This is a genomic window from Pseudomonas sp. MF4836 (genome assembly GCF_002018875.1).
Lineage (GTDB): Bacteria > Pseudomonadota > Gammaproteobacteria > Pseudomonadales > Pseudomonadaceae > Aquipseudomonas.
The window spans coordinates 121,525-148,016 of the sequence record NZ_MVOL01000014.1 but is presented as its reverse complement, the minus strand read 5'-3'; the positions used below and the strand labels follow the sequence as shown (position 1 = coordinate 148,016).

32 protein-coding genes are annotated in these 26,492 nt (G+C 61.1%); 13 read left to right on the top strand and 19 right to left on the bottom strand.

Annotated features, from left to right (window positions below):
• The first annotated feature begins 36 nt into the window (after positions 1-36).
• The 4 genes from MF4836_RS27795 to MF4836_RS27780 all read left to right on the top strand — a co-directional run bounded on the left by MF4836_RS27795 (position 37) and on the right by MF4836_RS27780 (position 5,059).
• Positions 37-1,221: an L-dopachrome tautomerase-related protein gene (locus MF4836_RS27795; RefSeq protein ID WP_078473034.1), complete on the top strand. Its 1,185-nt coding sequence runs from the start codon at positions 37-39 to the stop codon at positions 1,219-1,221.
• A gap of 50 nt (positions 1,222-1,271) precedes the next feature.
• Positions 1,272-1,580, top strand: coding sequence for a putative quinol monooxygenase (locus MF4836_RS27790; protein ID WP_078473106.1), 309 nt, complete (start codon positions 1,272-1,274; stop codon positions 1,578-1,580).
• 87 nt (positions 1,581-1,667) lie between these two features.
• Complete coding sequence (gene mdeB / locus MF4836_RS27785) at positions 1,668-4,331, top strand: alpha-ketoglutarate dehydrogenase (protein ID WP_078473033.1); 2,664 nt, start codon at positions 1,668-1,670, stop codon at positions 4,329-4,331.
• Between the two features lie 185 nt (positions 4,332-4,516).
• Positions 4,517-5,059 carry a sterol desaturase family protein gene (locus MF4836_RS27780; protein WP_078473032.1) on the top strand — a complete coding sequence of 181 codons (543 nt, stop codon included), beginning with the start codon at positions 4,517-4,519 and terminating at the stop codon, positions 5,057-5,059.
• A 42-nt stretch (positions 5,060-5,101) separates the two neighbouring features.
• Here the strand turns inward: MF4836_RS27780 and MF4836_RS27775 are convergent, their stop codons facing one another.
• Positions 5,102-5,707 (bottom strand): hypothetical protein, encoded by a 606-nt coding sequence (locus MF4836_RS27775; RefSeq protein ID WP_078473031.1) that lies wholly within the window; start codon positions 5,705-5,707, stop codon positions 5,102-5,104.
• A 232-nt stretch (positions 5,708-5,939) separates the two neighbouring features.
• Between MF4836_RS27775 and MF4836_RS27770 the strand changes: the two genes are divergently transcribed.
• Positions 5,940-6,404, top strand: a complete 465-nt coding sequence (locus MF4836_RS27770; protein ID WP_078473105.1) for a VOC family protein — start codon at positions 5,940-5,942, stop codon at positions 6,402-6,404.
• A 47-nt stretch (positions 6,405-6,451) separates the two neighbouring features.
• Here the strand turns inward: MF4836_RS27770 and MF4836_RS27765 are convergent, their stop codons facing one another.
• From MF4836_RS27765 to MF4836_RS36000, 7 genes are all read right to left on the bottom strand, one after another.
• Positions 6,452-6,877 (bottom strand): hypothetical protein, encoded by a 426-nt coding sequence (locus tag MF4836_RS27765; RefSeq protein WP_078473030.1) that lies wholly within the window; start codon positions 6,875-6,877, stop codon positions 6,452-6,454.
• Between the two features lie 100 nt (positions 6,878-6,977).
• Positions 6,978-7,526, bottom strand: a complete 549-nt coding sequence (locus MF4836_RS27760) for a DUF4303 domain-containing protein (protein WP_161955771.1) — start codon at positions 7,524-7,526, stop codon at positions 6,978-6,980.
• A gap of 62 nt (positions 7,527-7,588) precedes the next feature.
• Positions 7,589-8,071, bottom strand: coding sequence for a GNAT family N-acetyltransferase (locus tag MF4836_RS27755; protein WP_078473028.1), 483 nt, complete (start codon positions 8,069-8,071; stop codon positions 7,589-7,591).
• 238 nt (positions 8,072-8,309) lie between these two features.
• The gene (pcp, locus tag MF4836_RS27750; RefSeq protein WP_078473104.1) at positions 8,310-8,957 is read right to left on the bottom strand and encodes a pyroglutamyl-peptidase I; all 648 of its coding nucleotides are present in this window, start codon (positions 8,955-8,957) and stop codon (positions 8,310-8,312) included.
• A 7-nt stretch (positions 8,958-8,964) separates the two neighbouring features.
• Positions 8,965-9,915, bottom strand: coding sequence for a DUF979 domain-containing protein (locus MF4836_RS27745; RefSeq protein ID WP_078473027.1), 951 nt, complete (start codon positions 9,913-9,915; stop codon positions 8,965-8,967).
• Positions 9,912-10,637, bottom strand: coding sequence for a DUF969 domain-containing protein (locus tag MF4836_RS27740; RefSeq protein WP_078473026.1), 726 nt, complete (start codon positions 10,635-10,637; stop codon positions 9,912-9,914). The genes MF4836_RS27745 and MF4836_RS27740 overlap by 4 nt, the downstream gene beginning before the upstream one ends.
• A gap of 387 nt (positions 10,638-11,024) precedes the next feature.
• Positions 11,025-11,159 carry a hypothetical protein gene (locus MF4836_RS36000; protein WP_274522649.1) on the bottom strand — a complete coding sequence of 45 codons (135 nt, stop codon included), beginning with the start codon at positions 11,157-11,159 and terminating at the stop codon, positions 11,025-11,027.
• A gap of 715 nt (positions 11,160-11,874) precedes the next feature.
• Between MF4836_RS36000 and MF4836_RS27730 the strand changes: the two genes are divergently transcribed.
• From MF4836_RS27730 to MF4836_RS27725, 3 genes are all read left to right on the top strand, one after another.
• Positions 11,875-12,246 carry an MliC family protein gene (locus MF4836_RS27730; RefSeq protein ID WP_238596226.1) on the top strand — a complete coding sequence of 124 codons (372 nt, stop codon included), beginning with the start codon at positions 11,875-11,877 and terminating at the stop codon, positions 12,244-12,246.
• Positions 12,247-12,520: 274 nt separating this feature from the next.
• The gene (locus MF4836_RS35635; RefSeq protein ID WP_178102991.1) at positions 12,521-12,679 is read left to right on the top strand and encodes a hypothetical protein; all 159 of its coding nucleotides are present in this window, start codon (positions 12,521-12,523) and stop codon (positions 12,677-12,679) included.
• 127 nt (positions 12,680-12,806) lie between these two features.
• The gene (locus MF4836_RS27725) at positions 12,807-13,127 is read left to right on the top strand and encodes a YbjQ family protein (RefSeq protein WP_078473024.1); all 321 of its coding nucleotides are present in this window, start codon (positions 12,807-12,809) and stop codon (positions 13,125-13,127) included.
• A gap of 11 nt (positions 13,128-13,138) precedes the next feature.
• On the opposite strand, the gene MF4836_RS27720 is transcribed toward MF4836_RS27725, so the two are convergent.
• The 8 genes from MF4836_RS27720 to MF4836_RS27685 form a co-directional block, all read right to left on the bottom strand.
• Entirely contained in the window at positions 13,139-13,531 is a 393-nt protein-coding gene (locus tag MF4836_RS27720; RefSeq protein WP_078473023.1) for a VOC family protein, read from the bottom strand.
• Between the two features lie 125 nt (positions 13,532-13,656).
• A complete protein-coding gene (locus tag MF4836_RS27715) occupies positions 13,657-15,297 on the bottom strand; it encodes an ABC-F family ATP-binding cassette domain-containing protein (RefSeq protein ID WP_078473102.1) in 1,641 nt (546 codons plus the stop codon).
• Positions 15,298-15,458: 161 nt separating this feature from the next.
• Positions 15,459-16,496 (bottom strand): DNA topoisomerase IB, encoded by a 1,038-nt coding sequence (locus tag MF4836_RS27710; protein ID WP_078473022.1) that lies wholly within the window; start codon positions 16,494-16,496, stop codon positions 15,459-15,461.
• Between the two features lie 83 nt (positions 16,497-16,579).
• On the bottom strand, positions 16,580-17,668 hold the full coding sequence (modC, locus tag MF4836_RS27705; RefSeq protein WP_078473021.1) for a molybdenum ABC transporter ATP-binding protein: 1,089 nt from the start codon (positions 17,666-17,668) through the stop codon (positions 16,580-16,582).
• A 5-nt stretch (positions 17,669-17,673) separates the two neighbouring features.
• Positions 17,674-18,354, bottom strand: coding sequence for a molybdate ABC transporter permease subunit (modB, locus tag MF4836_RS27700; protein ID WP_078473020.1), 681 nt, complete (start codon positions 18,352-18,354; stop codon positions 17,674-17,676).
• Complete coding sequence (gene modA, locus MF4836_RS27695; protein ID WP_078473019.1) at positions 18,355-19,122, bottom strand: molybdate ABC transporter substrate-binding protein; 768 nt, start codon at positions 19,120-19,122, stop codon at positions 18,355-18,357.
• 179 nt (positions 19,123-19,301) lie between these two features.
• The gene (locus tag MF4836_RS27690) at positions 19,302-20,366 is read right to left on the bottom strand and encodes an NAD(P)H-dependent flavin oxidoreductase (protein ID WP_078473018.1); all 1,065 of its coding nucleotides are present in this window, start codon (positions 20,364-20,366) and stop codon (positions 19,302-19,304) included.
• Positions 20,367-20,505: 139 nt separating this feature from the next.
• A complete protein-coding gene (locus MF4836_RS27685; RefSeq protein WP_078473017.1) occupies positions 20,506-21,096 on the bottom strand; it encodes a hypothetical protein in 591 nt (196 codons plus the stop codon).
• Positions 21,097-21,271: 175 nt separating this feature from the next.
• Here MF4836_RS27685 and acuI point away from each other — a divergent pair, with 175 nt between their 5' ends.
• Positions 21,272-22,255, top strand: a complete 984-nt coding sequence (gene acuI, locus MF4836_RS27680) for an acrylyl-CoA reductase (NADPH) (protein WP_078473016.1) — start codon at positions 21,272-21,274, stop codon at positions 22,253-22,255.
• Between the two features lie 52 nt (positions 22,256-22,307).
• Entirely contained in the window at positions 22,308-22,793 is a 486-nt protein-coding gene (locus tag MF4836_RS27675) for a GyrI-like domain-containing protein (protein WP_078473015.1), read from the top strand.
• 81 nt (positions 22,794-22,874) lie between these two features.
• Here the strand turns inward: MF4836_RS27675 and alkB are convergent, their stop codons facing one another.
• From alkB to MF4836_RS27665, 3 genes are all read right to left on the bottom strand, one after another.
• On the bottom strand, positions 22,875-23,519 hold the full coding sequence (alkB, locus tag MF4836_RS27670; RefSeq protein ID WP_238596225.1) for a DNA oxidative demethylase AlkB: 645 nt from the start codon (positions 23,517-23,519) through the stop codon (positions 22,875-22,877).
• A 103-nt stretch (positions 23,520-23,622) separates the two neighbouring features.
• On the bottom strand, positions 23,623-23,793 hold the full coding sequence (locus tag MF4836_RS35630) for a hypothetical protein (protein ID WP_178102990.1): 171 nt from the start codon (positions 23,791-23,793) through the stop codon (positions 23,623-23,625).
• 38 nt (positions 23,794-23,831) lie between these two features.
• Positions 23,832-24,134 (bottom strand): DUF1883 domain-containing protein, encoded by a 303-nt coding sequence (locus MF4836_RS27665; RefSeq protein ID WP_020294662.1) that lies wholly within the window; start codon positions 24,132-24,134, stop codon positions 23,832-23,834.
• Between the two features lie 208 nt (positions 24,135-24,342).
• Between MF4836_RS27665 and MF4836_RS27660 the strand changes: the two genes are divergently transcribed.
• The 3 genes from MF4836_RS27660 (at position 24,343) to MF4836_RS27650 (ending at position 26,459) form a co-directional block, all read left to right on the top strand.
• Entirely contained in the window at positions 24,343-24,693 is a 351-nt protein-coding gene (locus MF4836_RS27660) for a hypothetical protein (protein ID WP_078473013.1), read from the top strand.
• 195 nt (positions 24,694-24,888) lie between these two features.
• Positions 24,889-25,539, top strand: a complete 651-nt coding sequence (locus tag MF4836_RS27655; protein WP_078473012.1) for a c-type cytochrome — start codon at positions 24,889-24,891, stop codon at positions 25,537-25,539.
• The gene (locus MF4836_RS27650; protein WP_078473011.1) at positions 25,536-26,459 is read left to right on the top strand and encodes a c-type cytochrome; all 924 of its coding nucleotides are present in this window, start codon (positions 25,536-25,538) and stop codon (positions 26,457-26,459) included. Before MF4836_RS27655 ends, MF4836_RS27650 begins: the two co-directional genes overlap by 4 nt.
• Positions 26,460-26,492 lie beyond the last annotated feature (33 nt).

Sequence of the window (26,492 nt, the reverse complement as noted above, 5' to 3'; positions counted from 1 at the left end):
CAGGTGGGCCGCTGACAGGCCCATCGGGAGCACACCATGCGCATTAAAAACCTACCCGCAGTACTCGCGATAGTCTCGGCAGCGGTGTTCGCCGTGCCGATGGCCCATGCAATAACCGCCGTCGGATTGGCTGAAGATGCACCCGCCGACAAAGCCTTCGGCAAGCTTGAGCAGGTCCATGCTTTTTACGATGCCATGCCCACGGGGGTGACCGTCAGTGAGACCGGACGGATTTTCGTCAACTTCCCACGCTGGGGCGACACGGTGCCGTTTACGGTGGGTGAAATTCGCGATGGAAAGGTGGTGGCCTACCCCAATGCGCAGATCAACCAGGAGAACCCTCGGGATCCGGGCGATGGTTTGATCAGCGTGCAAAGTGTCGTGGCCGATGGTCAGGGCCGTGTCTGGTTGCTCGACACCGCGGCTCCCGGGTTCTCGGATCCGAAGCCGCGCGGGGCGAAACTGGTGGCGGTTGATCTTGCCAGCAACCGTATCGTCAAGCGGCTGGTGTTTCCGGATAACGTCATGTTGCCCAGCACCTATGTCAACGACATGCGCTTTGACTTTCGCACGGGAACGCAAGGCACGGTCTATATCACCGACTCCTCCCTGCGTGGCCCCGGCGCGATCATTGTCATGGATATCGCCAGCGGACGTGCCATCCGGCGCTTGAGCGGCGCCCCGGCCACCTCGGTTGCCCCAGAATTTGTGCCGGTCGTCGAAGGCTTGCCGGTCATGGTCGATGGACCGAATGGTGAGCGCAAGCCGCTGGCGGTAGCCTCGGACGGTATCGCCTTGTCAGCAGACGGGAACACCCTCTACTTCACGCCACTGTCCAGTCGGCATCTGTTTGCTGTCTCCACGGCGTTGCTGCGCGATGCCAACGTCAGCGAACAGCAGCTTGCCGCCGCGGTGCAGGACCTGGGGGAAAAAGGCGCCTCCGATGGTTTGGAAGCCGACGCCGACGGCGCCATTTACGCGGGGGACTACGAGCACAACGCCATCCGCAAGCGCCTGCCTGACGGGCGTTGGCAAACACTGGTGCACGATCCCCGGTTGCTCTGGCCCGACACCCTGGCAATTGGTCCGGATGGTTATCTGTACTTCACCGCGAACCAATTGCACCGCCAGGCAGCGTTCCGTTCCGGCCAGGATCAGCGGGAAAAACCCTACAGCCTGATGCGGCTCAAAATCGACGCCGCGCCAGCGCCAACCCACTGATTGCACCCCATGCCACCGTTTACATAATGCGAACCCTGGAGAGTTTGATGATGAATGCGTCCCATCAGGCAGTGGTCTCGATTGCAGTGCTCAAGGCCAAGACCGGCCAACGGCAGGCGTTGAAAGAGGCGTTGTTGGCACTGATAGAACCGACCCGGGCGGAACCTGGAAACCTTGATTACGTGCTGTTCGAGCTGCGCGATGAGCACGGAACGTTCTATATGCGCGAAGCCTTCAAGGATCAAGCCGCGCTCGATGCTCATTTCGCCATGCCGTACTTTCAACGCTTTGCCACCACGGCCGGCGCGCTTTTGGATGAGCCGTTGCAACTGATATTTCTTGAGCAAGTTTCGGCCTAGCCCAGTTGCCAATTTCAGTCGTCCACTCAACCTCTCAGGCACGCTAGCGTGCCGGGTGGTTGCTCCTGTCTGTCGGGGTGCCCTGCAATGAAAGACTTCACGCAACGTCCAACCCATGGATCACCTGTCGACGACGATGTGGACGTCAGTGAAACCAACGAGTGGCTTGAAGCCCTGAAGGGCGTCGCCCGGGTAGGGGGCCGGCCGCGCGTCCGGTACTTGCTGCAGCGGTTGGCCGAGCAGGCCAATCGCCTGGGTGTCCCGGGCGCCGCGAATGCGTATTCGCTCTACCAGAACAGCATTACGCTCGAACAGCAGCCGGTTTACCCCGGCAACCTGGTGATGGAGGAACGAATCACCTCGATCATCCGCTGGAATGCGCTGGCCATGGTCGCCCGGGCGAACAAGGCCTATGGCGAGCTAGGCGGTCACATCGCCAGTTACGCATCGGCCGCCGAGATATTCGAGGTAGGGTTCAATCACTTTTTTCGCGCTGACAGTGAAGAGGGGCGGGGCGATCTGGTTTACTTCCAGGCCCACTCTGCTCCCGGCGTCTATGCGCGGGCCTTTCTCGAAGGGCGCTTGCAGGAAGCGCAACTCGAGCGCTACCGGCAAGAAGTGCAGGGCGCAGGGCTGTGCTCCTATCCGCATCCGTGGCTGATGCCCGATTTTTGGCAATTTCCTACCGGTTCCATGGGGATAGGGCCGATCAATGCCATTTACCAGGCGCGGTTTCTGCGTTACCTGCAGCACCGTGGGTTGGCTTCGACTGCGGGGCGTCATGTCTGGGGAGTCTTTGGTGATGGTGAGATGGATGAGCCGGAGTCCATGGCTGCGTTGTCATTGGCCGCGCGGGAAAACCTGGACAATGTCACGTTTGTGATCAATTGCAATTTGCAACGCCTGGACGGCCCCGTGCGAGGCAATGGGCAGATCGTCCAGGAGCTGGAGTCGTTGTTCAGCGGTGCCGGGTGGAATGTGATCAAGGTGCTTTGGGGGTCGGATTGGGACCCACTGTTTGCCCGTGACGAGGGGCAGGCGCTGTTACGTCATTTCGCCGGAATGGTGGACGGCCAGTACCAGAATCTTGGGGCCAATGACGGCGCCTATAACCAAAGTCACTTCTTCGATCAGGACCCGCAATTGCAGGCACTGGTGGCCGACATGAGCCCGGATCAGATCGACGCGTTGCGCCGGGGCGGACATGATTTTCGCAAGTTGCATGCTGCATTCGACGCCGCCAGGCGACACCAGGGGCGACCGACGGTGGTGCTGGCCAAAACCAAGAAAGGCTATGGCATGGGCCGGATCGGCGAGTCGCGCAATACGTCCCATCAACAGAAAAAACTGGATGTCGAGGCGCTCAAGGCGTTTCGCGATCGTTTTGCCTTGCCGCTCGATGACCAGGCCGTGGAGGAAATGCGTTTTTACCGGCCAGCCGAAGACAGCCCCGAGTTGCGTTACCTGCATCGGCAGCGCCAAGCCTTGGGCGGTTATCTGCCCAAGCGCAGCAGCCAGGTTGCCTCGGTCAAAGTCCCGCCGCTCGACAGCTATGGGCGCTTTGCCCTGACCGCCGATGAGCGGGAGATATCCACGACAATGGCGGTTGTGCGCCTGTTCACCCAACTGATCAAGGACAAGCAGTTGGGGCCGCGCATCGTGCCCATTGTGGCGGATGAGGCGCGGACGTTTGGCATGGCCAACCTGTTCCGGCAGATCGGCATCTACTCGGCAGTGGGGCAGTTGTATGAGCCGGAAGACGCCGGTGCATTGCTCTACTACAAGGAAGCCGTCGATGGGCAGTTGCTGGAAGAGGGCATCACCGAGGCGGGCGCCATCTCTTCCTGGATCGCCGCTGCTACTTCGTACAGCGTCAATGGTGAGCCGATGCTGCCGTTCTATATCTACTATTCGATGTTCGGTTTTCAGCGCATTGGCGACCTGATATGGGCCGCCGCTGACCAGCGGGCCAGGGGATTCCTGATCGGTGCGACTGCGGGGCGTACCACCCTGGCGGGCGAAGGGTTGCAGCATCAGGATGGCTCCAGCCAACTGATGGCGGCCACGGTCCCCAACTGTCGCGCCTACGATCCAGCATTCGCCAGCGAGGCCGCAGTGATTATCGATCAAGGCAGCCGGCGAATGCTGGAACAGCAGCAGGATGAGTTCTATTACCTGACAGTGACCAACGAAAACTACGTCCAGGCTTCACTGCAACCCAGCGAACATGAAGACGTCATTCGCGGCATGCGCCTCTACGCTCGTTACGGTGACCAGGTGCCTTCGGTACGCCTGCTCGGTTCGGGGGCCATTCTGCGCGAGGTGATCGCTGCGGCACGGATGCTGGACGAAGAGTGGCAGTTCAGTGCGGAAGTCTGGAGCGTGACGAGTTTTTCCGAACTGGCCCGTGAAGCCCGCGAAACGCAGCGTCAACAGATATTCGGTGGTGACGTGCAGCAACCCAGTCACTTGCAGCGCTGCCTGCCGGGCAGCACCCCGATCGTGGCGGCCAGCGATTACGTACGGGCCTATGTGCAGTTGCTGGCCCCCTATTTACAGGCGCCCTACATCACCCTCGGGACCGACGGTTTCGGGCGTAGTGACACACGTGCGGCTTTGCGCAGTTTTTTTGAAGTGGATCGGTACCACATCGTACTGGCGGCGCTGGCCTCGGTTGATGCCGACGCCCATGCCCGTGCACGTACGAAATATGGCATCGATGCGAAGGCTCAAGCCCCCTGGAATTGCTGAGGCGCGAGCATCCAGCTGCTGCGCAAAGGCCCGGTTGTCGGTCCTACCGGCACCGGAAGTTGCAACGTGGCAGCCGATGAGGTTCAGGCCATAGGTTTGCCCATGGCTCATCTGTTAGTGTGTGCACGCTTTTCTCGAACCGCTCATAACCTGATGTCCGTCGGCTCTCACAAGGAATTTCGCGCATGGCTGCGTCCAATAAATGGCTGATGTCTTCGCTGGCTTATTACCTCGATTTTTTCACCGCGCCGTTGTTTGTCCTGCTGGCGCTGTACCTCGGGCCCTTTCATGTTGGCCAGGCGCTGGTCGGCCTGCTGGCCTGGTCGCTGGTCGAGTATTGGGTGCACCGCTCCCTGTTTCACTCGCTGTACCGCCGTGAACACTGGACGCACCATGTCGACGTCCTGGCTTACATCGGGGTGTCCAGCTGGAAAACCAGTTCGGTGTACGCGCTGCTCTTGCTGCTCGCGTGGTGGACGGACCTGACGTCAGTGTTTGCCGGGGTGGTGGTGGGTTACTTCTGCTACATCTCGTTGCATTACGTGATGCACCGTCCGGAGCATTGGGCCTACCGCTTTATTTCCGGGTTAGTGGCCAACCACGACCTGCATCACCGCAAGGGCATCGAGAAAAACTTCGGCGTGTCCTCGCCGCTCTGGGACCACGTGTTCCGCACCTATATACAGCTCGATGCGCTGCCATCCGACGGGGAGCGCACGCAGTCTTGAACGTCATCCCCGTTGTGCCGGCCAATCAGGAATGATGGGCCGTCAGCAGTTGAACACCGGCGCGTAGCGTTCTTCGCGCTTCTTGAAGTGGATGGGCGCCATGGGGACTTTCTCGCCGTTGATGAAAAGGTCGGGGAAGGTGAGGGTGAAGTCATCCATGTCGCCTTTGCCCAGGGGCGTTCCTTTCCACCCGCTGTGGAATTGTTCTCGCGGATCAAAGCCGGTTTTCAGCTGTTCGATACTGACTTGATAGCGCTGCCCGGTCGCCAGCGTCACCGTGACTTGCGGCGATGCAGCGCTGATCCACAGTGCTGGCGGGGTCTGTCTGTAGGCCGCCCTGCGTTGCTCCGGGGTGTTGAGGTTGCGCAGGTAGGGAGGCGTGTACAGGCGACCAAACAGGCGCAGTTCAGTGTCCGTCGAACGTTGGTTGCCTGGCCAGCTTGAGGTTCCTGGCGGCGCCACATAAACCAATAGGTGCACCCAATTGAGCTCTTCCGATAGCGGGGCAAAGCTCATCGCTGCCTTGGGTCCGGGGCAGGTGCGTGACAGCAGCGCGTTTTCGCCCAGGGGCGATTCCGGATGTAAATAAGGCCCCGTGCTGCATCCGGCAAGCAGTGCAAGCAGCGGATACAGGATGTACTTCTTCATAAGGGCAACTCCATTTGCTGTAGGGCGACGTTGCTTTGGAACGTGCGGGATTATTGCACGTGTCGGCGACAGCGTTATCTCTATAAGTATGGCTCCAGGTGGGCTGGCCTCAAGCATTTTCGAGGGTTGAGGAACGCCTGCCGGGCCGCAATCAGTGATAGGTTTGAGCACTTTGGTCAGTGGCGCCGGGCTGAAGACCGATGAATCCCATTTCAGGAAAAGGGTGAGGCCGTTGAAATTAAAATTCAGCCACGTGGATGTTCTGGTCAAGGATCTTGAGGAAGCCTGCCGGTATTACGCTCGAGTCTTTAGCGCAAGGATTTCAAAGACGCTCGACTGGCAGCGTGGCGACCTGCACGTGCGTTTTGCGATTGTGATGTTTGGAACGGAGCGCCTTATGCTCGTGCAGCCGTTTACCGGCAATCTCAAGGTGCTGATGGACGCTAACGGCGAAGGCATGATCTACCGCCATTGTTATTCCACGCCGGACATTGAGGCAGCCTACGACGAGTTGGTCGAGGAGGGTGTCCAGCCGGAAGATGAAAACGGCAATCCGCTGTCTCGCGATAATCTGCAATCACCCAGTGGCACACGCATCATCTGGTTGCCGAAACGCTTTGGGCATTTTTCCATTGAGCTGCTTGAGGAAAAGGAACTGGAGGCTTTTATCAAGGACGCGTTTGCCGAGGAGGCATGAGGCCCAACCGCCTCCTCATGCCCGTCCAGGGGGCTCCAGGTGCCGTGTTATGCCATCGTGATCAGCATTATGGTCAGGTTCACCACGATGCCCAGGATCACCCAGCCCGCAGCGATCAGGACCTCGTAGGGCTTGCGTGACGGTGCGACACTGGCGAGCAGTGCTCCAACCAGCACGCCAGGGAAGCTGAACAGGTAGAACAGCCATGCCATGGACTCGGTGGCCCAGCTGTCGAAAAGGTACAAGTACAGCGCCATCGTCAGCGCGACGCCACCGAGCACAGCCCGTGACGCCTTGAACAGCATGGCCATGGCCAGCACTGCCGCCTGCGGTAACCAATAACCTGCGAAGTTACTCCAGAAGTACGGACCTTGTGCGCTGATGCAGAGTGCAACGGCCAGGCCCAGCGCAACGCCGATGATGGTAATCGAGGGGCGAGAGGGTACTGGATTGGTGTTTTCTGCTGATCTCATTCCTTTGACCCAAGTGACTACCAAGTGACTAGGTAAGCCCTTACCTGTGTAAAACACGGGCGACTGCCTGAGGCTACAGCGTGCTGCCAGCCTCGAGGGTTTATTGCCTGGCCCAGGTGGCTTGCCAGGCCTTGTATTCCTCGACGGTGGCGGGCGAGTTCAGGCGGCTGAGATTGGCCAGTTCGACGGCGGGATCCGGGTCGTCATCCGACACGGCGAACACCAGCAGAAAGTCCTCGCCGAACCCGGAGAAAACCCCTTGGTTGCGCAAGTTCTCCAGGGCCTGGACGCAGGTCTGGTACAGCTGGTCGCGGAAGGCACCAAAGCCGGGGTCGTCCTCGATATCCAGGGCGCGTTCCCGCAGTCGGGTGCAGATCTGGCCGATTTCCTGGTCGGCGCCCTGGCCTTCGAAACGCCACTCTGCCGGTGAGAATTTGTAGTAGGCCTGGTCATCGGGGTTTTCGGCCTGATGACGCTGCTGGTGACTCCGGGTATTGCTGGCGATACAGGCGGTCATGGCCCCGCAATCGCTGTAGAGGGCGAAGCTGCACAGTGTTTCTTCAGGGTGGGCTTTGGCGATCTGGAGCAGCGCCAGCCTCGAGGCGGACTCAAGGTCAGCCTGCAATTGGGCAAAATCAAACTCACTCATGGGCGCGGATCTCCTTATGGGCGGCCAATAAAAAACGCCGCCCATGGTAATTCAAAGGTTGGTCAATGCTCGAACGAATGGCGCAATGTTTTGCTCATGGGGACGCAGTCCAAGGAGATACCGAGTGGCGACTCATAGGTCGCGATCTGCTCTCCCGCGTAGCCACAGTGTCGATAAAACGGCGCGGCGTTAAGCGTCGACTCCAGGCTTACCTGGTGCAGGTGCCTCTCCCGGGCAAGTTGCTCCAGGTGCGCCAGCATCTGCCGGCCTACACCCAGGCCCATGAACGTTGGCCTGATAAAAATGGCATCCACTTTGCCGCTCTGCAGATCGATCATCCCGGTGCCGACGATCTGCTGCTCAATACTTGCCAACTGGTAGTGGCGCTCGACCATGGCGGCATAGGCGGGGGACGGGCTGTCGCTGGTCCAGATACGGATCTGCTCGGGGCTATACACCCTTGAGCAGCCGGCTCTTATGGCCTCAACCCGGATGTCCCAGCAGGCCTGGGCATCCGCTTCCCTGGCGGGTCTGAATGTGAGCATGGCGTTTCTCCTTGACAGCCAGCAGGACCCGGAAACCAAAAGGCCCCGTCCATCGCTGGCGGGGCCTTTTGGTCATACGTCAACACCGCTGCGTATGCCCTCACGACCCGCCGAAGGCGGTCATGTACGGGCGCATCATGGCGGTGTGGCAAATGTTGTTCATCGGCGGATCCTGGCGATGTGCTGCCGAGAAGTCAATGTCGGCGCGAGGCGGTGACCCTCATCGCGCTGTGCGGAATCAGCAGACTTGGCCGCCGCTTTCTGCAATATCGGCCTGGGTGTTCCAGGCACTCAACGCGGCGATTCGCAGGCCTTCGACCAGTGTTTCCAGAGCCAGTGAAGGTTGCCCGGGTGCACTGCGCGCAACCTGTTCGGGCAGGTAGGGCACGTGGATAAACCCGCTGCGGACCCCTGAACCGACCAGGGCGTGCTGCAGGCTGTAGAACACCCTGTTGCAGACGAAGGTGCCGGCGGTCTGCGACACCGCCGCAGGAATCCCGGCCTCGCGCAGCGCCTTGACCATGGCCTTGATCGGCAGCGTGCTGAAGTACGCCGCCGGGCCACCAGCCTCTACCGGGGTGTCTATCGGCTGATAGGCCAGGTTATCCGGGATACGCGCATCGTTGAGGTTGATCGCCACGCGCTCGATGGACAGTTCGCTGCGACCCGAGGCCAGCCCGGTGGCGATGACCATCTGCGGGCTGTGCTCGGCGAGCAGTTCACTCAGGCGCGTACCCGAGGTGACAAATGCACAGGGCAACTGGCGGGCGATGATTCGTACGCCATCACACAGGTCGGTGCCGTCCAGGCGGCGCACGGCCTCCCAGGATGGGTTGATGGTGTCTTGGTCGAAGGGTTCGAAACCCGTCAGCAGCACAGTACGCATCATTGCCTCACATCAGCAGGTAAAGAAGAACGATATTGACCAGCAGCATCATCAGCGCGGTCGGCAGTTGGGCCTTGATAACGGCGTTCTTGTCGGGCAGTTCGAGCAGGGCAGCCGGCACGATATTGAAGTTGGCCGCCATCGGCGTCATCAGCGTGCCGCAGTAGCCGGAGAACATGCCGATCGCCGCCATCACTGCGGGGTTGGCGCCGTACACGCCCACCAGTACCGGCACGCCGACACCGCCGGTCATGACCGGAAACGCAGCAAAACCGTTGCCCATGATCACCGTGAACAGCGCCATGCCCAGCACGTAGACCATCACCGCAACCAGACGGAAGTCCAGGTTGATATAGGTGGTGGCCACGTGAGCCACGGCATTGCCGACACCCGCGTCATTGAACAGCAGCCCGAGCATCGCCAGCATCTGCGGCAGGACCATGGTCCAGCCCAGCGCTTCGGTGAGACGCCGCGATTCGCGCAAGGCTTGCAACGGCGTGTCCCGGGTCAGCCAGCAGGCCAGCGCCAAGGCGATCAGGCAGCCCAGGCCCAGGGAGACAAAGGTGGTGTTTTTCGGGTCAAGCAGCGGTACGCCGCCTATCTCATAGTGTTTGAGCAGTACCGAGCCGATTACCGTGGTCAGCGGGATCGCCAGCGCGGGAATGAACAGCTTGTGCCCCAGGCGTCCGGCACTGGCTCGCGCCGCCTTGACATGCAACTCGGCGTGAGCGCCGCGGCCCACGCCACCCAGGCCGGCGATCAGCGCCATCAGCACCACGCCGGCGCCTACCACGACCGTGGGCAGGCGCTCGCCAATCAGGAAGACCATGGCGAACAACAGCCAGAACAGGCCGCTGGACCAACGCTTGGGATGGCTGCGGTCAACCAGGATCATGCCCGCGGTAATCAGCAGCAGCACCCCGGCCAACCAGTACAGGTACTCAATGGAGATGATCATGCTGCGGTCTCCACTGGGGAGGCATGGCGGTCGGTGGCCGACAGTTTGCGGCTCAGCATGCGGTCGAATCGGTGCAGGCGTATCGCGTGAATGATGAAGGCGCAAATCGCGGTGGGAATGCCCCAGAAGGCGATATGCAGCGGCTCGACATCAATCCCCGAACCCAGCAGGAAGGTGTGCATCAGCGCGATCGCGCCGAAGGCAACAAAGATGTCCTCGCCAAAAAACAGCCCCACGTTATCGGTGGCAGCGCACATGGCCAGGACCTTGTGACGCAGCACTTGCGGCAGCGGGCCATAGCGTTTTTCCGCGGCGCCTTCCGCCATGGGGGCCAGTAACGGGCGCACCATTTGCGGGTGACCGCCAAGGCTGGTCAGGCCCATGGCGGCCGTGCTTTCACGAACAAACAGGTAAATGATCAGCAGGCGCCCGACGGTGGCCCGTTCGAAGCGTGCAATCCAGTTCTGCACGTGCAGGCGCAAGCCATGGCGTTCAAGCAGGCCGATGACGGCCAGGGGCAATAACAGGATCAGTTGCAGGGCACGGGTTTCCATGAAGCCGTCGCCCATGGCGGCGAGGATTTTCTCCAGGGAAAAGTCAGCGGCAATGCCCGTGGCAATCGCGGCGGCGGTCACCACCAGCAGCGGATTGAAGCGCAGGACAAAGCCGACCACGATGACGAGCACGCCTATCAGCGGCCATAAGTTCACAACAGTTTGCATGGAGTGGAGGTCCTTAGCAGCGTGCCGCGGCGCCAGAAAAGCCGGAAGTGAAGAAGACCAGCAGTCTGGTTCGCTTCCTGAGCTTGGCGGGCAGCCCGACTCGGTTTTTTATTATTTGACCTGGAAGGTCGAGCGTCAGTGGCCCGCATCATTGCGGCTCGGGGGGGAGGCGTCCAACAAATAAACTTGTTGCTGCACAACAAGAAAGTTTATGAGCGTGTGACGCCCGCAGAGGCGAGCTAAGGCGGGGAATGGCACGCAAGAAGAGGGCTAAACAAGCGCGGTTTCAGGTTTATTTGAAGCTCGCGTTCAGCGCTGAAACAACCCTAACAGCCTGTTGGCACTGTCAGCGTTGAACGCGCACCGAGTATTCGGCGTCGGAGGCTGTCACTCGACGCGGCATACCCAGCGATGGTTGTGACGATAGGGTGCGCGGATAAAGTTCACATCGCAAACCAACACCAGGCCCTGGTGTTGAAGCGCTTCGGCGAGTTGGACAAGTGTCTCTGCTTCGATGGTCATGGCTATTACCTCGTCAGATTGACTGTGCTTACTCTTCTTGACCTGGCCCCGTCTCACGAAATTCAAATTTTTTGCCCGCAAAGCGCCTGACACGTCTTTTTGCGACACCTCCCCGGGTGGGCATTTTGGACGCAGAAGGAAAGATTCGGCATATATCGGGCTGCTGGTGCGCGCACTTTTTTGGGGCGTTTTATACGGTGGGCCCCTGCATTTGCTGCCTTGGACAGAAGGCTGTTATTGCCATTGGTTTTATCGAACTTCAGCCACCGTTTCAGCCCCTTAAAAGTGCGCCAAAACAGGGCGATAATTAATCCCTGTAAACCGTACACCTTTAAAAACATGTGGTTATTTAAGGACTTAGGTGATTTTAATTCCGACGAAAGGCGTCAAATATCTTGTTACATCTGCTGCCGATAAGATAAGATTGCGTCGCGTTCACCTACCACGGTTTATGCATTTTTAATCCCAAGTTTCCATCAGCTACTTGGGATTTTTTTTGCCTGAAATTTAGTCGCAGCCACTGTTTCACCTTCACAATTGCGCACATTATTGGTTGTCCGAGTGAACAGGTTTTATCGGCCCGCACTGCAAACTTCCCCTTCCGGCGCATGCCCTTCGGCATGAACTTAACCCTGCCTCGAACGTCCGATAGGGACGATCAATTTTCCAGGGTTCAGCCCATGCTTTCTCAACGTTTCAGGTTCGCTGTTTGCTGGTGTTTCTGGCCTCGCCATTGTTGAGCCACGCAGCAACGGACGACCTCGATCAGGCCGACGACTCTCAAGAGCAGGGCGCTCAAAGTACGGTTGCTCGCTACCAGTGCGAAGGCGGAATGCGCATCGAGGCGGCTTATCTGAATCTGCCCAATGGCGACTCGTTCGCCACGCTTCAGTACAAAGGGCATCTGATTCCCATGCACATCAGCCAGTCCGGCTCCGGCGCGTTGTATGTGGCCGATGACGAGCAGAACAGTTATCGCTGGCACACCAAGGGCGACCGCGGCATGTTGTCGTTTATGGCTGCCGACCACACTGCCGAGGAAGAATCCATCTTGAAGGACTGCAAGGAGCTGCCTGGTCTGGAATGAGGCGGGTCGAGGCTTACGTCAGTCCGGACCTCGGTCTTTTGAACAGGCAAAAAAAAGCCCGCGGGAGAGCGGGCGAACGTAGTTTCTTGAATGAGCAGGCGGACTATAACCAGCGATGGCACCGGGCACAGTGAAAGAAAATTCATCTTTGCCTGATCCACGGCAAGGATGTGAGTCATTTCCTGGTCAAGGTGGCCTGCGGGGCCGGGGTATCCGCCGACAGATGTTCTACCCTGAACAAGGCTGGATCTGACCCTTTGCAGGAGAGCTGGGCATGACTAACGAGCATAAAAACCACCCTCAACAGCCGCAGGACCAGGACCTGGATCGGGACCTTGTCGAGCACGATGAGCCGCCGCCACAGACCTGGAAGCACCCGGACGACGGCAAGAGTCTTTCGGAGCGCGATGAAGAGCGGCCCCTGAAGCCTTGAGACGTGCCCCGCCTAAGAGCGGGGCTTTTTTATTGCCCACCTTGCAGCGATGCCTCCGGGTGTCGATAGCTTTTTACGTGCGCTGCCGTATTCACGCTGGCGCGCAGGTTGGACTAGGGAGAACAGCATGATCTTGACCACCACCCACAGCATTGAAGGCCGGACGATTGCCGCCTACCTGGATATCGTCAGCGCCGAGTCGGTCCAGGGCATCAACGTCGTGCGCGATTTATCTGCCGGCCTGCGCGACTTCTTCGGCGGTCGTTCACAGACCCTGGAGCGCGCCCTGAAAGAGGCACGGGCCCAGGCCACCGAGGAAATCCGCCAGCGCGCCGAGGTGCTTCAGGCGGACGCGGTGGTTGGCCTTGATTACGAAATCAGCATGTCGTCAGGTCGTGGTCGGATGGTGGTGGTGTTTGTCACCGGCACCGCGGTCAAGCTCAGATAGACGCCGCAGGTTCAGGGGTGGATCGGGGTACACAATTCCACCAGGGTCCCGTCCGGGCAGCGCAGGTAAGACACCGTCTGCCCCCAGGGCTTGGCGCTGGGAGCCGAGAGTTCGCTGGCACCCTGGGCCAGGGCCTTGGCATGAGCAGCAGGGACATCGTCGGTGACCAGGCCCAGTTCGATACCCAGGGGCTGCGGCGAGGAGTGTGCGGCGACGTGACCGGTGGTGAAATTCATGGCCGCCAGTTCATGGGCGGCGAAGGCCAGGGTAGTGGCGCCGCTCTCCAGCTCGCCATAGGTGCCGGACTCATGCAGGAACCGGCGGCTGAAGCCGAAAGCCTGTTCAAAGAATGTCAACGAGGCAGCAACGTCTGGGACGTAGACGATGGTGTAACCGAATTTCATGGTTTAACGGTCCTTGTTGGTGATGGGCGGCGGAACATTATCATGTGGCCCGCCGTCCCACGGTATTTTGCTGTAAGGCCGTATGACTGAAACCTGGGCTGCAACCGTACGGCCGGGCAACGGATTCATGGCGTGACCTGGGTAAAGACCCAGCCCTGGATGGTCCATTGCAGTTGATGGCTGGGCGCCAGGGCCGCCAGAAAATTCTCGTCGTGGGACGCCACCAGCATCGCCCCGGGAAAGCCCCGCAGCGCCGCTTCGAAGGCCTGTATCGATTCCAGATCCAGGTGGTTGGTGGGCTCGTCCAGCAGTAGGAGCCTGGCGGGAGTTGCGCTCCACAAGGCGACCGCCAGCGCCGCTTTCAAGCGTTCGCCGCCACTCAATTGGCCGCAAGGCTGGGTCACCCGCCGGGCATCGAGTTGCAGCTGTGCCAGGCGACTGCGCAGTTCGCCTTCGTTCAATGGCGTATCGAGCAAACCCAGGTGCTGGATAATCGACCGCTCGGGGTCGAGCAGGGCCAGTTGCTGGTCGAGATAGGCTCCCTGGACCCCGACCCGGCACTCACCACTCAAGGGCTGAAGGTTGCCGGCGAGCATATTCAGCAGGGTCGATTTGCCGCAGCCATTGGGCCCGCGAAGGGCAATCCGCAACGGCCCGCTGGCGCTGCAGGTAACGTAACTCGAAGGTGCATTGGCGGGCAGCCAGGGCAGTTGTGCGGCAGTCAGGCAGAACAGTTGCTGGCCGCCAGGCACTGCGGTTCCGGGCAGTGTGACCACAGTCGGGGTGTCTGGCAGCACCCGGGCGTAGGCCTGGCTGACCTGCTGGTCGAGCTCGTTTTTTTGCGCCTGATGGGCATGGCGCACGTGGCCCATGATGTCCTGCGCCGCACCTTTCATCTTGGCCCGCTCGAAGCGGGAAACATTAGCGGTATCGGCATTTTTGCGGGCGCCGGCGGCGTGGCGCAGGATGGTGTCGTGTTCGCGCTGCAGGCGTTTGCGCTGCCGGCTGCGTTCGGTTCGTGCCTGCTCGAGGGCGGCCTGGGCTGCGTCACTCTCGGTCAGCCGCTGTTGCTGGAACACGGCATAGTTGCCGCCATAGACCCGGGCACCCTGGGGCGTCAGCTCGACGATGCGCTGCATGTGGGCCAGCAGGTGGCGGTCGTGGCTGATCACAATCAGGCCGCCACGCCACTGTTGCAGTTGTGCCAGCAGCCAGCGCCGGCCCTGGGCATCGAGGTGGTTGGTCGGCTCGTCCAGCACCAGCAGATCGGCCCCGCTCAGCAGGGCGCCGATCAGGGCAACGCGGGCCAACTGGCCACCGCTGAGGTGGGCCGCCGCCGTGCCTGGCCCGATATCAACGAGGTCGGCAGCGTCCAGCTGGCGCCGCAGGCGTTCGGCCAGATCCCAGCGTTCATCCAGTTGCTCCAGGTCCTCAAGCGAGGCGTTGCCAGCGCCCAATCGCTCGAGGGCGTCCAGAGCCTGAGCCAGACCTGCGACCTGGGCTACGCTGTGGCAGGGCGCGGTGTCCTGTTGCTGGGCGAGGTATTTCACCCGGGCGCTGCGATGGATGCTGCCGCTGGCAGGGGCGAGTTCGCCGGCGATCAAGCGTGCAAGCACGGATTTGCCCACGCCGTTGCGCCCGACCAGGCCGATAGGCAGTTGGTCGAAACTGAGGTCGAGGGCTTCGAACAGGGTTTGGCCATTGGCCAATTGAAAACTCAGCTGGTGCAAAGAGACCAGCGCAGGCAGCCGTGTGACGTGAGTCATCAGCACCTCCAGAAAATGTCGAAAAAAGCCAACAAGCGCCAGAGCGGCTTGTTGCGAATACATTTTGGAAGGCTTAGTTGTTCACGTCGGCAATCGTCCTGGAACGGGGGAAGGCGCACAGCCTAACGCGCAGCCCGGGCCTTTGACAACCCGGGTTTGCTTCAACTGGCGGCGACTTGATCCACCAGGCTTTCCAGAAACATCGCCAGGCCCACCTCTTCTGCCTTGAGCCCCTTGCGAGTCCTGGGCTTGGGCAGCTTGGCCAGTTCGCCGAGCAGGAAGCTGTCGAGCACGGCGGGGTGGATGTAGCACTTGCGGCACACGGCCGGGGTGTTGCCCAGTTGACGGGAGACGTCCTTGACCATCTCGACGATGTGTTTTTTGGCCTCGGTTTCCGACTCCCATTGCAGTTCGCGCAGTACCGCCAAGGCCAGGGTGCTGCCGGCCCAGGTGCGGTAATCCTTGGCGGTGAAATCGGCGCCGGTCAGGGTTTGCAGGTAAGCGTTGACGTCCGAGGAGCTGACACTGTGGCGCTCACCGTTTTCGTCCAGGTACTGGAACAGGTTTTGCCCCGGCAGCTCCAGGCAGCGCTTGATGATGCGGGCCAGGCGTTGATCCTTGATGGTGATCTGATGCTCGATGCCGCTCTTGCCGCGAAACTGGAACAGGATCGCACTGCCTTTGACTTCAACGTGCCGGCTACGCAGGGTGGTCAGGCCGTAGGAACGGTTGTCGCGGGCATATTGGCTGTTGCCGACGCGAATCAGCGTGGCGTCGAGCAAGGTGATGACGGTGGCCATGACCTTGTCCCGGCTGAACCCGGGCGCCGCCAGCAGCGCCTCCAGTTGCCGGCGCAGTTTTGGCAGGGCGCCACCGAACTCCAGCATGCGCGAGTATTTGTCGGCATCGCGCACTTCGCGCCAGCGCGCGTGGTAGCGGTACTGCTTGCGGCCCCGGGCATCACGGCCGGTGGCTTGCAGGTGGCCGCGCGGATCGGCACAGATCCACACATCGCTGTACGCCGGCGGCACAGCCAGGGCGTTGATGCGCTTGATCTCGTCCGGGTCCTTGATACGTTGGCCATCGGCGTCGAAGTAGCAGAATTTGCCGCGCAGTTTTTTGCGCCGGATACCGGGCTGGCTGTCATCGACGTAATGCAGGTCGGGTGGCAGGTCGACGGGCAGTGTGGTGTCTGGCATGGCAGTAATCCTTGGCAAAACGAGCGGGCCTGTATCGGATTGACCACGGCGCCCGGCAGTCGTGCCAAGGATTTTCGAGTGCCTCAGGCGAGGACCGCGACCGCCTTGATTTGTGCCCACAGCTGCTGGCCGGGGTGCAGTGCCAGGAGGTCGCGGGAGAAGCGGGTGATCCGTGCCAGCAGTGGTGTACCGGCGGCATCGAGGCGCACCAGCACGTGAGCGCTGTTGTCGGCGGCAGTTTCCTGGCTGACCGTGACCGGCAGGCGATTGAGGATGCTGCTGTGTTCGCCGGCTTGCAGGCTGAGGCTGACGTCCCGCGCCTGCACCTTGAAGCGCAGGCTCTTGCCGATGGCCAGGGGCGCATGGGCCACGCGTATCGTCAGTTGGCTGCCGGGCAGTTGCAGGGTCACCAATTGGTAGTTGGCGTCGTAGTGGCTGACCCGGCCCTCGATCACCACGCCGGCGTCGTCGCCCAGGGCCAGGGGCAAATCGAGCCGGGCCAGGGTGTCGCCGATGGGGCCGCTGGCCATTGCCTTGCCCTCGCTGAGCAGCACGATATGGTCGGCCAGCCGCGCAACTTCGTCCTGGGAGTGGCTGACGTACAGCACCGGAATATCCAACTCGTCATGCAGGCGTTCGAGGTAGGGCAGAATCTCGCTTTTGCGCTTGGCATCCAGCGCCGCGAGGGGCTCGTCCATCAGCAACAGCCTGGGGCTGGTCAGCAGGGCGCGGGCAATGCCGATGCGCTGGCGTTCGCCGCCCGACAGGTTATGTGGATGGCGTTCGAGCAGGTGGCCGATGCCCAGCAGGTCGGTGGCGTGGGCCATGTCGACTTTGCGTTGGGCGCGGGGGATGCGCCGCAGGCCGAATTCGAGGTTGGCTTGCACCGACAGGTGGGGAAACAGGCTGGCTTCCTGGAACACATAACCCAGGGAGCGCTTATGGGGTGGGACGAAGATCTTCCTGCGGCTGTCCTGCCACACCTCGTCGTTGATCTGTACCAGACCTTGCCCGGCTTTTTCCAACCCGGCGATGCAGCGCAGGCACGTGGTCTTGCCCGAGCCGGAGTGCCCGTACAGGGCCGTGACACCGCGCCCCGGAAGCTGCAGGTCGAGGTCCAGGGCAAAGTCTTGATAATCCAGGGTGAGGCTGACGCGAATCTCGGAACTCATGGGGTTCAACTCCAGCCGGCTTTGGTCTTGCGGCTGGAGTAGAGCGCCAGCAACACCAGGAACGAGAACACCAGCATGGCCCCTGCCAGCCAATGGGCCTGGGCGTATTCTATGGCTTCGACGTGATCGTAGATCTGCACCGAGACCACCCGGGTCTTGTCCGGGATATTGCCGCCGATCATCAACACCACGCCGAACTCACCGACGGTATGGGCGAAACCCAGGATCGACGCGGTGATGAACCCGGGGCGAGCCAGGCGCAGGACCACGCTGAAGAAGGTGTCCCACGGGTTGGCGCGCAACGTCGCCGCCACTTCCAGTGGGCGGGTGCCGATAGCCGAGAATGCGTTTTGCAGCGGTTGGACCACAAACGGCATGGAGTAAATCACCGAACCTATCACCAGGCCGCTGAAACTGAAGGTCAGGGTGCCCAGCCCGAGGGACTGGGTAAGCTGGCCGAGATAGCCGTGGGGCCCAAGGGCCAGGAGCAGGTAAAAGCCGATCACCGTCGGTGGCAGCACCAGGGGCAGGGCCACCACCGCGCCGATCGGCCCGCGCCACCAGGAGCGGGTGCGCGACAGCCAGAGGGCGATCGGAGTGCCGATGACCAGCAGGATCAGGGTCGTCAACGATGCCAGCTTCAGGGTCAGCCAGATCGCGGAAAAGTCGGCACTCGCCAGCGGCATTTAGAGCTGGTAACCGTAGGATTTGATGACGGCGGCGGCTTTCGGGCCTTTGAGGTAGTCAACCAGTGCCTTGGCGGCCGGGTTGTCCTTGCCTTTGTTGAGGATCACCGCGTCCTGTTTGATCGGGTCGTGCATCTCGGCCGGAACGATCCACGCCGAACCGCTGCTGACTTTGCCGTCCTTGTAGATCTGCGACAAGGCGACAAACCCCAGCTCGGCATTGCCGGTGGACACGAACTGATAGGCCTGGGTGATGTTCTGGCCTTCAACGATCTTGCTCTTGACCTGGTCGGTCAGGCCGAGCTTGGCCAGGACCTGCGTCGCAGCCAGGCCATAAGGTGCGGCTTTCGGGTTGGCAATGGACAGGTGCTGATATTGGTTGTCCTTGAGCACTTTGCCTTGGCTGTCGACATAACCTTCCTTGGCCGACCACAGGGCCAGGGTGCCGATGGCGTAGGTGAAGCGCGAACCTTTGACGGTGTCGCCTTCGGTTTCCAGTTTTTGCGGCGTGGTGTCGTCAGCCGACAGGAACACTTCGAACGGCGCGCCGTTTTTGATTTGGGTATAGAACTGCCCGGTGGCACCGTAGGCCGCGACCAGTTTGTGTCCGGTGTCCTTTTCGAAGTCAGCGGCAATGGCCTGGATCGGCGCGGTGAAGTTGGCGGCGACGGCGACTTGCACTTCATCGGCCTGGGCCGAACCAAAGGCAAATACGGCGAGGAGGGTGGCGAGGCAAGTCGGGGCAAATCCTGAGGCACGAATGGTCATGAAACGGCTCCGTTGAGGGCAAGTGCGCTGGGCAGTTTGTTGTTGGAAGTGGACTGCACCGAAGCAAGGGGGGTAATCGCTGTATAGCGGAATATATAGCGAATCGCCGACGAACGGAACTCTGCTGCTGGATGGGGTGAACGGCGCGCCACCACGGGTGCAATCGTGGTGGCGAACCCTCAGCGCCGGGCCAGCTTGGCCAGGGCTTGCTCAGCCAGGCGCCGGGTCAGTTCATGGGTGGATAACTCGAGCCCCAGGCGCAGTGCCTGGCCTGACCAGAGGTTGGCGAAGTCGGCGTCGTCCTTGGCGCGCAATGGCATCAAGGCGCCACCGGCCAGGGGGAAGGCCGGGGCCAGAGGGTTGATCGGACCGATTTCACGCATGATCCGGTTGACGATGCCACGTGCCGGGCGGCCGGTGAACAGGTTGGTCAGTGCGGTCTGGCTCTCTTTGGCACTGCGCAAGGCCTGGTGATGGGCTGCGCTGATCTTGGCCTCCGGGGTAAACAGGTAGGCCGTGCCCAATTGCACCGCCGAGGCGCCCAAGGCAAACGCGGCCACAATGCCCCTGGCATCGCCGATGCCACCGGCCGCGATCACCGGCAGGGTCACCGCGTCGACGATCTGCGGCACCAGGGCCATGGTCCCGACCTGGCTGTTGAGATCCTCGCCGAGGAAAATCGCCCGGTGGCCGCCGGCTTCGTAGCCCATGGCGATGATCGCGTCGCAGCCATGCTGTTCGAGCCAGACGGCCTCATCGACAGTACTGGCCGACGACAGGATTTTCGCCCCGGTGGCCTTGACCCTCTCCAGCAGTGAGGGCTCCGGCAAACCGAAGTGGAAGCTGACGATTTCCGGGCGCAGTTCTTCCACCAGTTCGCAACTCACGTGGTCGAAGGGCGCGCGGCTGCTGACCGGGGTTGGCGCGTCGAAGTCGGCACCCAGTTCGCGGTAATAGGGTTGCAGCAGGTTTTTCCACTGGGCATCGCGCTCGGGATCGGGTGCAGGCGTCTGGTGGCAGAAGAAGTTCAGGTTCAGAGGGGCCTGGGTGGCCTGGCGAATGTTTTGCACTTCCTGGCGAATCTGTTCCGGGCTGAGCATGGCGCAGGGCAGGGAGCCCAGCGCGCCGGCCTGGGCCGCCGCGATAACCATGGCGGAGCCGGTGGCTCCGGCCATCGGAGCTTGAATGATCGGCAGTTCGATCCCCAGCAAGTCAATAATTCGGGTGTCAGGCCATTGGCTCATGTGCAACTCCTCTGCGCAGTAAAAGTAATGACGACAGCGCCAGGGTTTGTAGCAGGAGTCACCTGGAAAAGGCCAGCCGACTTTATCGCCTGAGAGGTCAAAAGGCTGCCCGGGTCCCGATAGAGCCCAACTGCAGCGGTTACTCCGGCAGCCAGGGCGCTGCCAGCTTCAACGCGCCATGCCCGCCGCGGCGTACGCAGGCCAGCACCGGCATCCAGTCCAGTTCGGTGGGGCGTACCTGGTTGGTGCTGACCAGCCGAACCTCACCGGACGAGCCGCCCGCCGGCCCGGCGTCCGGGATGTACACCGAGAGCCATGTGCCCTGGGTTTCCAGGACCAGGCAAAACAGCCAGCCCTCGTCTTCGCAGATCAGGCCGACTCGAGCGCCTTCGACGTTTTCCAGGCCGGCCAGGTGCGCCGTGGCGTCTTTGAGCAAGCCGTAGCCGGGGATCTTGCCGAGGACGTTTTCTTCCAGGGCATTGAGCAACTTCGAAGCCGGGCCGGTTTTGGCCAGCAGTCCGGCGATAAAGCAGATCAGCACCAGCATCAGCAGTGCTACCAGGGTGAACAGGGTCACACCGGCGATGCTGTACTGGGCGAACATCGGCAACAGTTGATGGATCGGGCCGCGCAGCAGGTGGACGGCTTTTTCCAGCAGGATCACCACCAGCACCAGCGGCAGGATAAACAGCAGGCCTCCGGCAATTGTGGTCTTGATGAAGTTGAACATTGCTATCCCTCGCAGGTGACTGGGTGGTTGCCGAGGTCAAAGCATAGTCGTGGTGGGTGCCTGGCGAACGGTCTTTGCTGCGGCCGGGCGGGAGGTCGGTGCCTTGTGATTCAAGGTCGAAGTTCATTACCCTGCCACGGGCAATGAGAGCCACGGGGCCATTCGGGAGACAGTCATGTTCAACGGCATTTTGATCGAGAAAGACGAGCAGGGTTATCGCGCCAATCTGCAGCGGATCAGCGACGAGCAGTTGCCGCCGGGAGATGTGACGGTGCGCGTGGCCTACAGCACGCTGAATTTCAAGGATGGCCTGGCCATTACCGGCAGCAGCCCGGTGGTGCGCAGCTTCCCCATGGTTCCGGGGATAGACCTGGCCGGCACGGTCGAAGCCAGCGCTCATCCCGACTACCAGGTGGGTGACGAGGTGCTGCTCAACGGTTGGGGTGTCGGTGAGGGGCATTGGGGCGGCCTGGCTCAGAGGGCCCGGCTTGACGGAAACTGGCTGATTCCGTTGCCCAAGGCCTTCAGCGCGGCCCAGTCCATGGCCATCGGCACCGCAGGTTACACGGCGATGCTCGCGATCCTGGCGCTGGAACGTCATGGCGTCACGCCGGAGCAGGGCGAAGTGCTGGTCACCGGGGCCAATGGCGGGGTTGGCAGTTTTTCCATCGCACTGCTGGCACGTCTGGGGTATCGGGTGGTGGCCTCAACCGGGCGGACCGCAGAACACGCCTACCTGCAGCAATTGGGGGCCAGTGACATCATCGATCGTGCCAGCCTCTCCCAACCCGGCAAACCCCTGGCCAAGGAGCGTTGGGCCGCGGTTATCGACTCGGTGGGCAGCCACACCCTGGCCAATGCCTGTGCTGCAACTCGGGCCAATGGCACGGTCGCTGCCTGTGGCCTGGCCCAGGGCATGGACTTCCCGGCATCGGTTGCGCCGTTTATCCTGCGCGGCGTGACCCTGGCGGGGATCAACAGCGTGACTCAGCCCAAAGCCTTGCGGATGCTGGCCTGGGACCGTCTGGGTCAGGACCTTGACCCGGCGCTGCTGCCGCTGATCAGCCAGGAAATCGGCTTGAGCGAAGCCATCGAGGCCGCGCCGCGCTTGTTGGCGGGCCAGTTGCGCGGCCGGGTGGTGGTGGACGTCAACCGCTGACCTGCTGGCCAATAATCAATTTCAATCAATACCTGAACAAGGAATAAGGCCCATGGATGTAAAAATGCGCGAGGTGTTGCCGTTCAGTGTTGCGGGTTTGCAGGTGCGAACCCTCAACGCCACTGAACAACAGCCGGAGACGGCGCAGATCGGCCCAATGTGGGCGCGTTTTTTTATCGAAGGGCTGTTCGAAAAGATCGAGCCTCGCGAGCCTGATTCCTTTGTCTATGGCGTGTACTCCGGTTATGAGTCCGATGCCACGGGAGCCTTTGATGTCACCGCCGGGGTTGAAGTGACCGGTGCGGCAGAGGGCTATCAGTCGGTGCAGGTCGAGGGTGGCCAATACCTGGTGTTCAGCGCGAAGGGGCCGCTGCCCGACAGCGTGATCCAGACCTGGGGCCTGGTCTGGGCCTACTTCGAAGACCGTCCACAGTTGCGCCGCAAGTTCGCTACGGATTTCGAGGTCTACACCGGCCCGGACTCGGTTGCGGTCTATATCGGCGTTCATTCGACGGATGCAGTGGCTGCCAGTCACTGATAACAGGTCACGCCCCTGGCAATGCGTGAAAGCGCGGTTGCCAGGCGGTTGCGCGGTAGGCTGTCGCAGCTAGCCGACTCTTCAGCCCGCGTGGCGAAACGTCAGGTTGATCCGCTGCTCGCCTAATTGCTCGTGGCTGCCAGCCTTGAGCGGCAGCACACCATGAAAGCGCAGCCGGTCGACGCCACCCCACACCACCACATCACCGTGCAGCAACGGCACCCGCAGTTGTCGGTCGCTACGCTGCTCGCCGCCAAACAGGAACATCGCCGGCAAACCCAGGGAGACCGAGACGATGGGCGCGCTGTAATCGCGTTCGTTCTTGTCCTGGTGCAAAGACATCCTGGCCCCGGGGACATAACGGTTGATCAGGCAGGAATCGGGGCTGAAGCCATCGAAACCCGCCGCCTGGGCCGCGGCCCGGGCCAGTTGCTCGAATACTCCGGGCATTGCCGGCCAGGGTTGGCCGGTCTGCGGGTCGAGGCGGGCGTAGCGATAACCACTGTAGTCGGTGGTCCAGCCCAGGTTGCCGCAACTGCTCAAGGCCACCGACATGGTGAAGCCGCCAGGGGTAACCATGCTGCGAAACGGCGCAACGACAAGCACCGACCTGAGGGCCGGCAGCAGGCGCTCGACCCAAGGCAAGGCGAAGCCCCTCAGCACCCGGGACTGCTGGCCGATCTGTTCGGTGCGTGCGGGTTGTGCCAGATCAGTCTCGGTAAACAGGCCGAGACTGGGGGAGGGGTCGCTGCTGTGACTACTCAAGGGACACTCCGAGGAGATGCCGTCTCGGCGCCGTTTGAATGGGGCGTCGGACAGGGCGCGGGCGTTACAGGGCTTTACTCACGCTGACATCGCTGATCACGTCTTCGGATTGGCCATGCAACGCCAGCAAGGCCGCCTGTGCCTCTTCCTGGGTGCCGGTCTCGAGTTGGGCGAATTCGAAGCGACGCTCGCCGTTGAGCTTGTATTTGATGACGTACTTGGTCGTTTGAGCCACGGGCGTACCTGTCTTGGGTTGGCGAGGTGAGAGCGGAATCAGCGCAGTTTAGAGCTGGAGCGGCGGACGATCTTGATCGAATGCTTCAGGCTCGGTTTGCGGGTAACGCTGATGGCGCGGGTGGTCACGGTGTCGATGGTGATGTTCCAGAAACCGGTACTCGGCGCGGTGATCTTGGCCGGGAACTTGTCGAAGGCCCCACCGTGGTAGCTGTGGCGACCGCCATTCTTGAAGCTGCGGAAGTTGGCGTCGCTCATCAGGCGAATGTTGCAGGTCTGGGAGCATTCGATGACGACAATATCGTCCTCGTTGAGGTGCTCGCGCTGGTGGATAAATTTCATGGGCGCCTCCAGAAGGGCTTTTTCTACAAAATCAAAACGATAGCTGAAAGATGGCGCAGTTTATCAGGCCGCACGGGGTAGTAGCGGGCCGCTCCCGCCGGGTTTGACAATTTAAAACAGTTATTTACCGATTTATGAGCGATAAAACCTCCCGCGCCGGAGAAAAACACCATTTACACTGTCGGACGGTTTTTATTGGAGGATTTGTATGAAGTGGGGTGTGTTGATTCTGGCTCTGGCGATCAGCGGTTGTGCGACCGTCTCGGATATTAACCAGGCGCCGCCCACCCTGAACGTGATTTCGGGGAAAAAGCCGCCGGAGTACGCCAAGTGCGTCACCGAGAAGTTGGCCGGCAGCCGGGGAGCCTTGCAGGTCGAGCCGCACAAGGACGGCATGCGCATCATTGTTCCGCAGAAAGTGTCTTCAGGCCCGACTGCAGTGTTTGATATTGAAGAGCGCTCGGGAGGCAGCAGCATCAAGCTGCACGAGAGCATGTCCAACGTTCCGATGCGCCCGGGCGATATCCGCAAGGCCGCCGAGGAATGCATTTCCGGCTGACCGCCGCTCGATTTTTTTCAACAGCCTGCCGCGCTTCGGGTCTCGAAGCGCCGCGGGCTTTTTTGTGGATGAATATTCTGGCGTGCGGTGGCTCGACTCCGATTTTGTAGTTGTAGCAGTGATAGCTATTTGCCAACTGTTTTTAGGCTTATATTAAGTAGGCCTAAGCATATAACTAAAATAATGGAGTTCGACATGATCCCACTGGATCGAATACTGCTGAGTAGTCTGATGCTGTTGTCCGTTCAATCTGCCCACGCCGTGGAGGGGCAGAAAGTCTTCACCCAGGGTGGCGCGCAGCCTGCCGCAATGGCCTGTGTCTCGTGCCACGGAGCCGATGGCATGGGCCTGGCGGCAGCCGGTTTTCCCCGTCTGGCAGGGCTGCCGGCCGGCTATCTGAGCAAGCAGCTGGAAGATTTTCGCAGTGGTTCGCGCACCAGCCCGGTGATGCAGCCACTGGCCAAGGCCCTGGCCGAGGACGAAATTCGCGCCGTCACTCAAACCCTCGCCGCCATGCCTGCCCCGGCGACCCCCGCTATTTCCCGCAGTGCAACGCCCAATGGCCTGGGCGAACGCCTGGCCCTGCGTGGGGCCTGGGATCGACAGGTACCGGAGTGTGTGACGTGCCACGGCCCGGGTGGCGTGGGGGTGGGGCAGACCTTTCCGCCTTTGGCCGGGCAATCCGCAGCCTACCTGACCGCCCAACTGAACGCCTGGCGCGATGGCACACGGCGCAATGACCCGGACGACCTGATGGGGCACATCGCCAAGTCCTTGAGCGCAGAGGAAGTGACAGCAGTGGCTGATTATTTTTCCAACGTGAACAGCCAGGAGAGCCGGCCATGAATATTCGTTTTTCGTTCCCGTTGGCCTTCGGTTTGCTGGCAACTTCTGTACAGGCGGCATCCATTGCCATGGAGGACCAGAGCCAGTTGCAGACGCCGGCCGCTGTCAGCCACGGGCAATACTTCCAGCCCCCGGCTGAAAGCGAACTGCCGAACAACGCCTACGGCAAGATGGTCCGTGACGGCTATGCGCTGTTTGTCGACACCAAGCGTATGGCGCCCAATTTTGTCGGCAACGGTCTCAATTGCAGCAACTGTCACCTTGGCCAGGGCCGGGTGGCCAACTCGGCGCCGCTTTGGGGGGCTTACCCGATGTACCCGGCGTATCGGCAAAAGAACGACAAGGTCAACACCTTTGCCGAACGCTTGCAGGGCTGCTTCCAGTTCAGCATGAACGGTGGGACGCCGCCCGCAGCGGACAGCAAGGAAATCACCGCGTTGTCGGTGTACGCCTACTGGCTGGCGAGCAAGGCGCCGCTCGGCGTTGAGCTACCGGGGCGCGGCTACCCTGAAGTGTCCAAGTCGGCCCAGGGCTACGACATCGCGCGTGGCGAGCAGGTGTTCAAGGCTCAATGTGCGGTTTGCCACGGCGATAACGGCCAGGGGCAGAAGGTCGGGCAGGATTATGTAATGCCACCGTTGTGGGGCAAGGACTCCTACAACTGGGGCGCGGGGATGCACCGGATCAACACGGCGGCGTCTTTTATCAAGCACAACATGCCTCTGGGCAAGCCCGGAACCCTGAGCGATCAGCAGGCCTGGGATGTGGCGGCGTTCGTCAACAAGCATGAGCGGCCGCAGGATCCGCGGCTGGTGGAAGGCTCGATCGAGAAAACCCGGGTCAAGTTTCACGCCAATGATGGGGTGAATTTGTACGGTCAGACGCTGGATGGCGTTTTGATTGGCCAAGGCATCCGATAAACTGTCGACCATCGTCACTGATGCCGTCAAAGC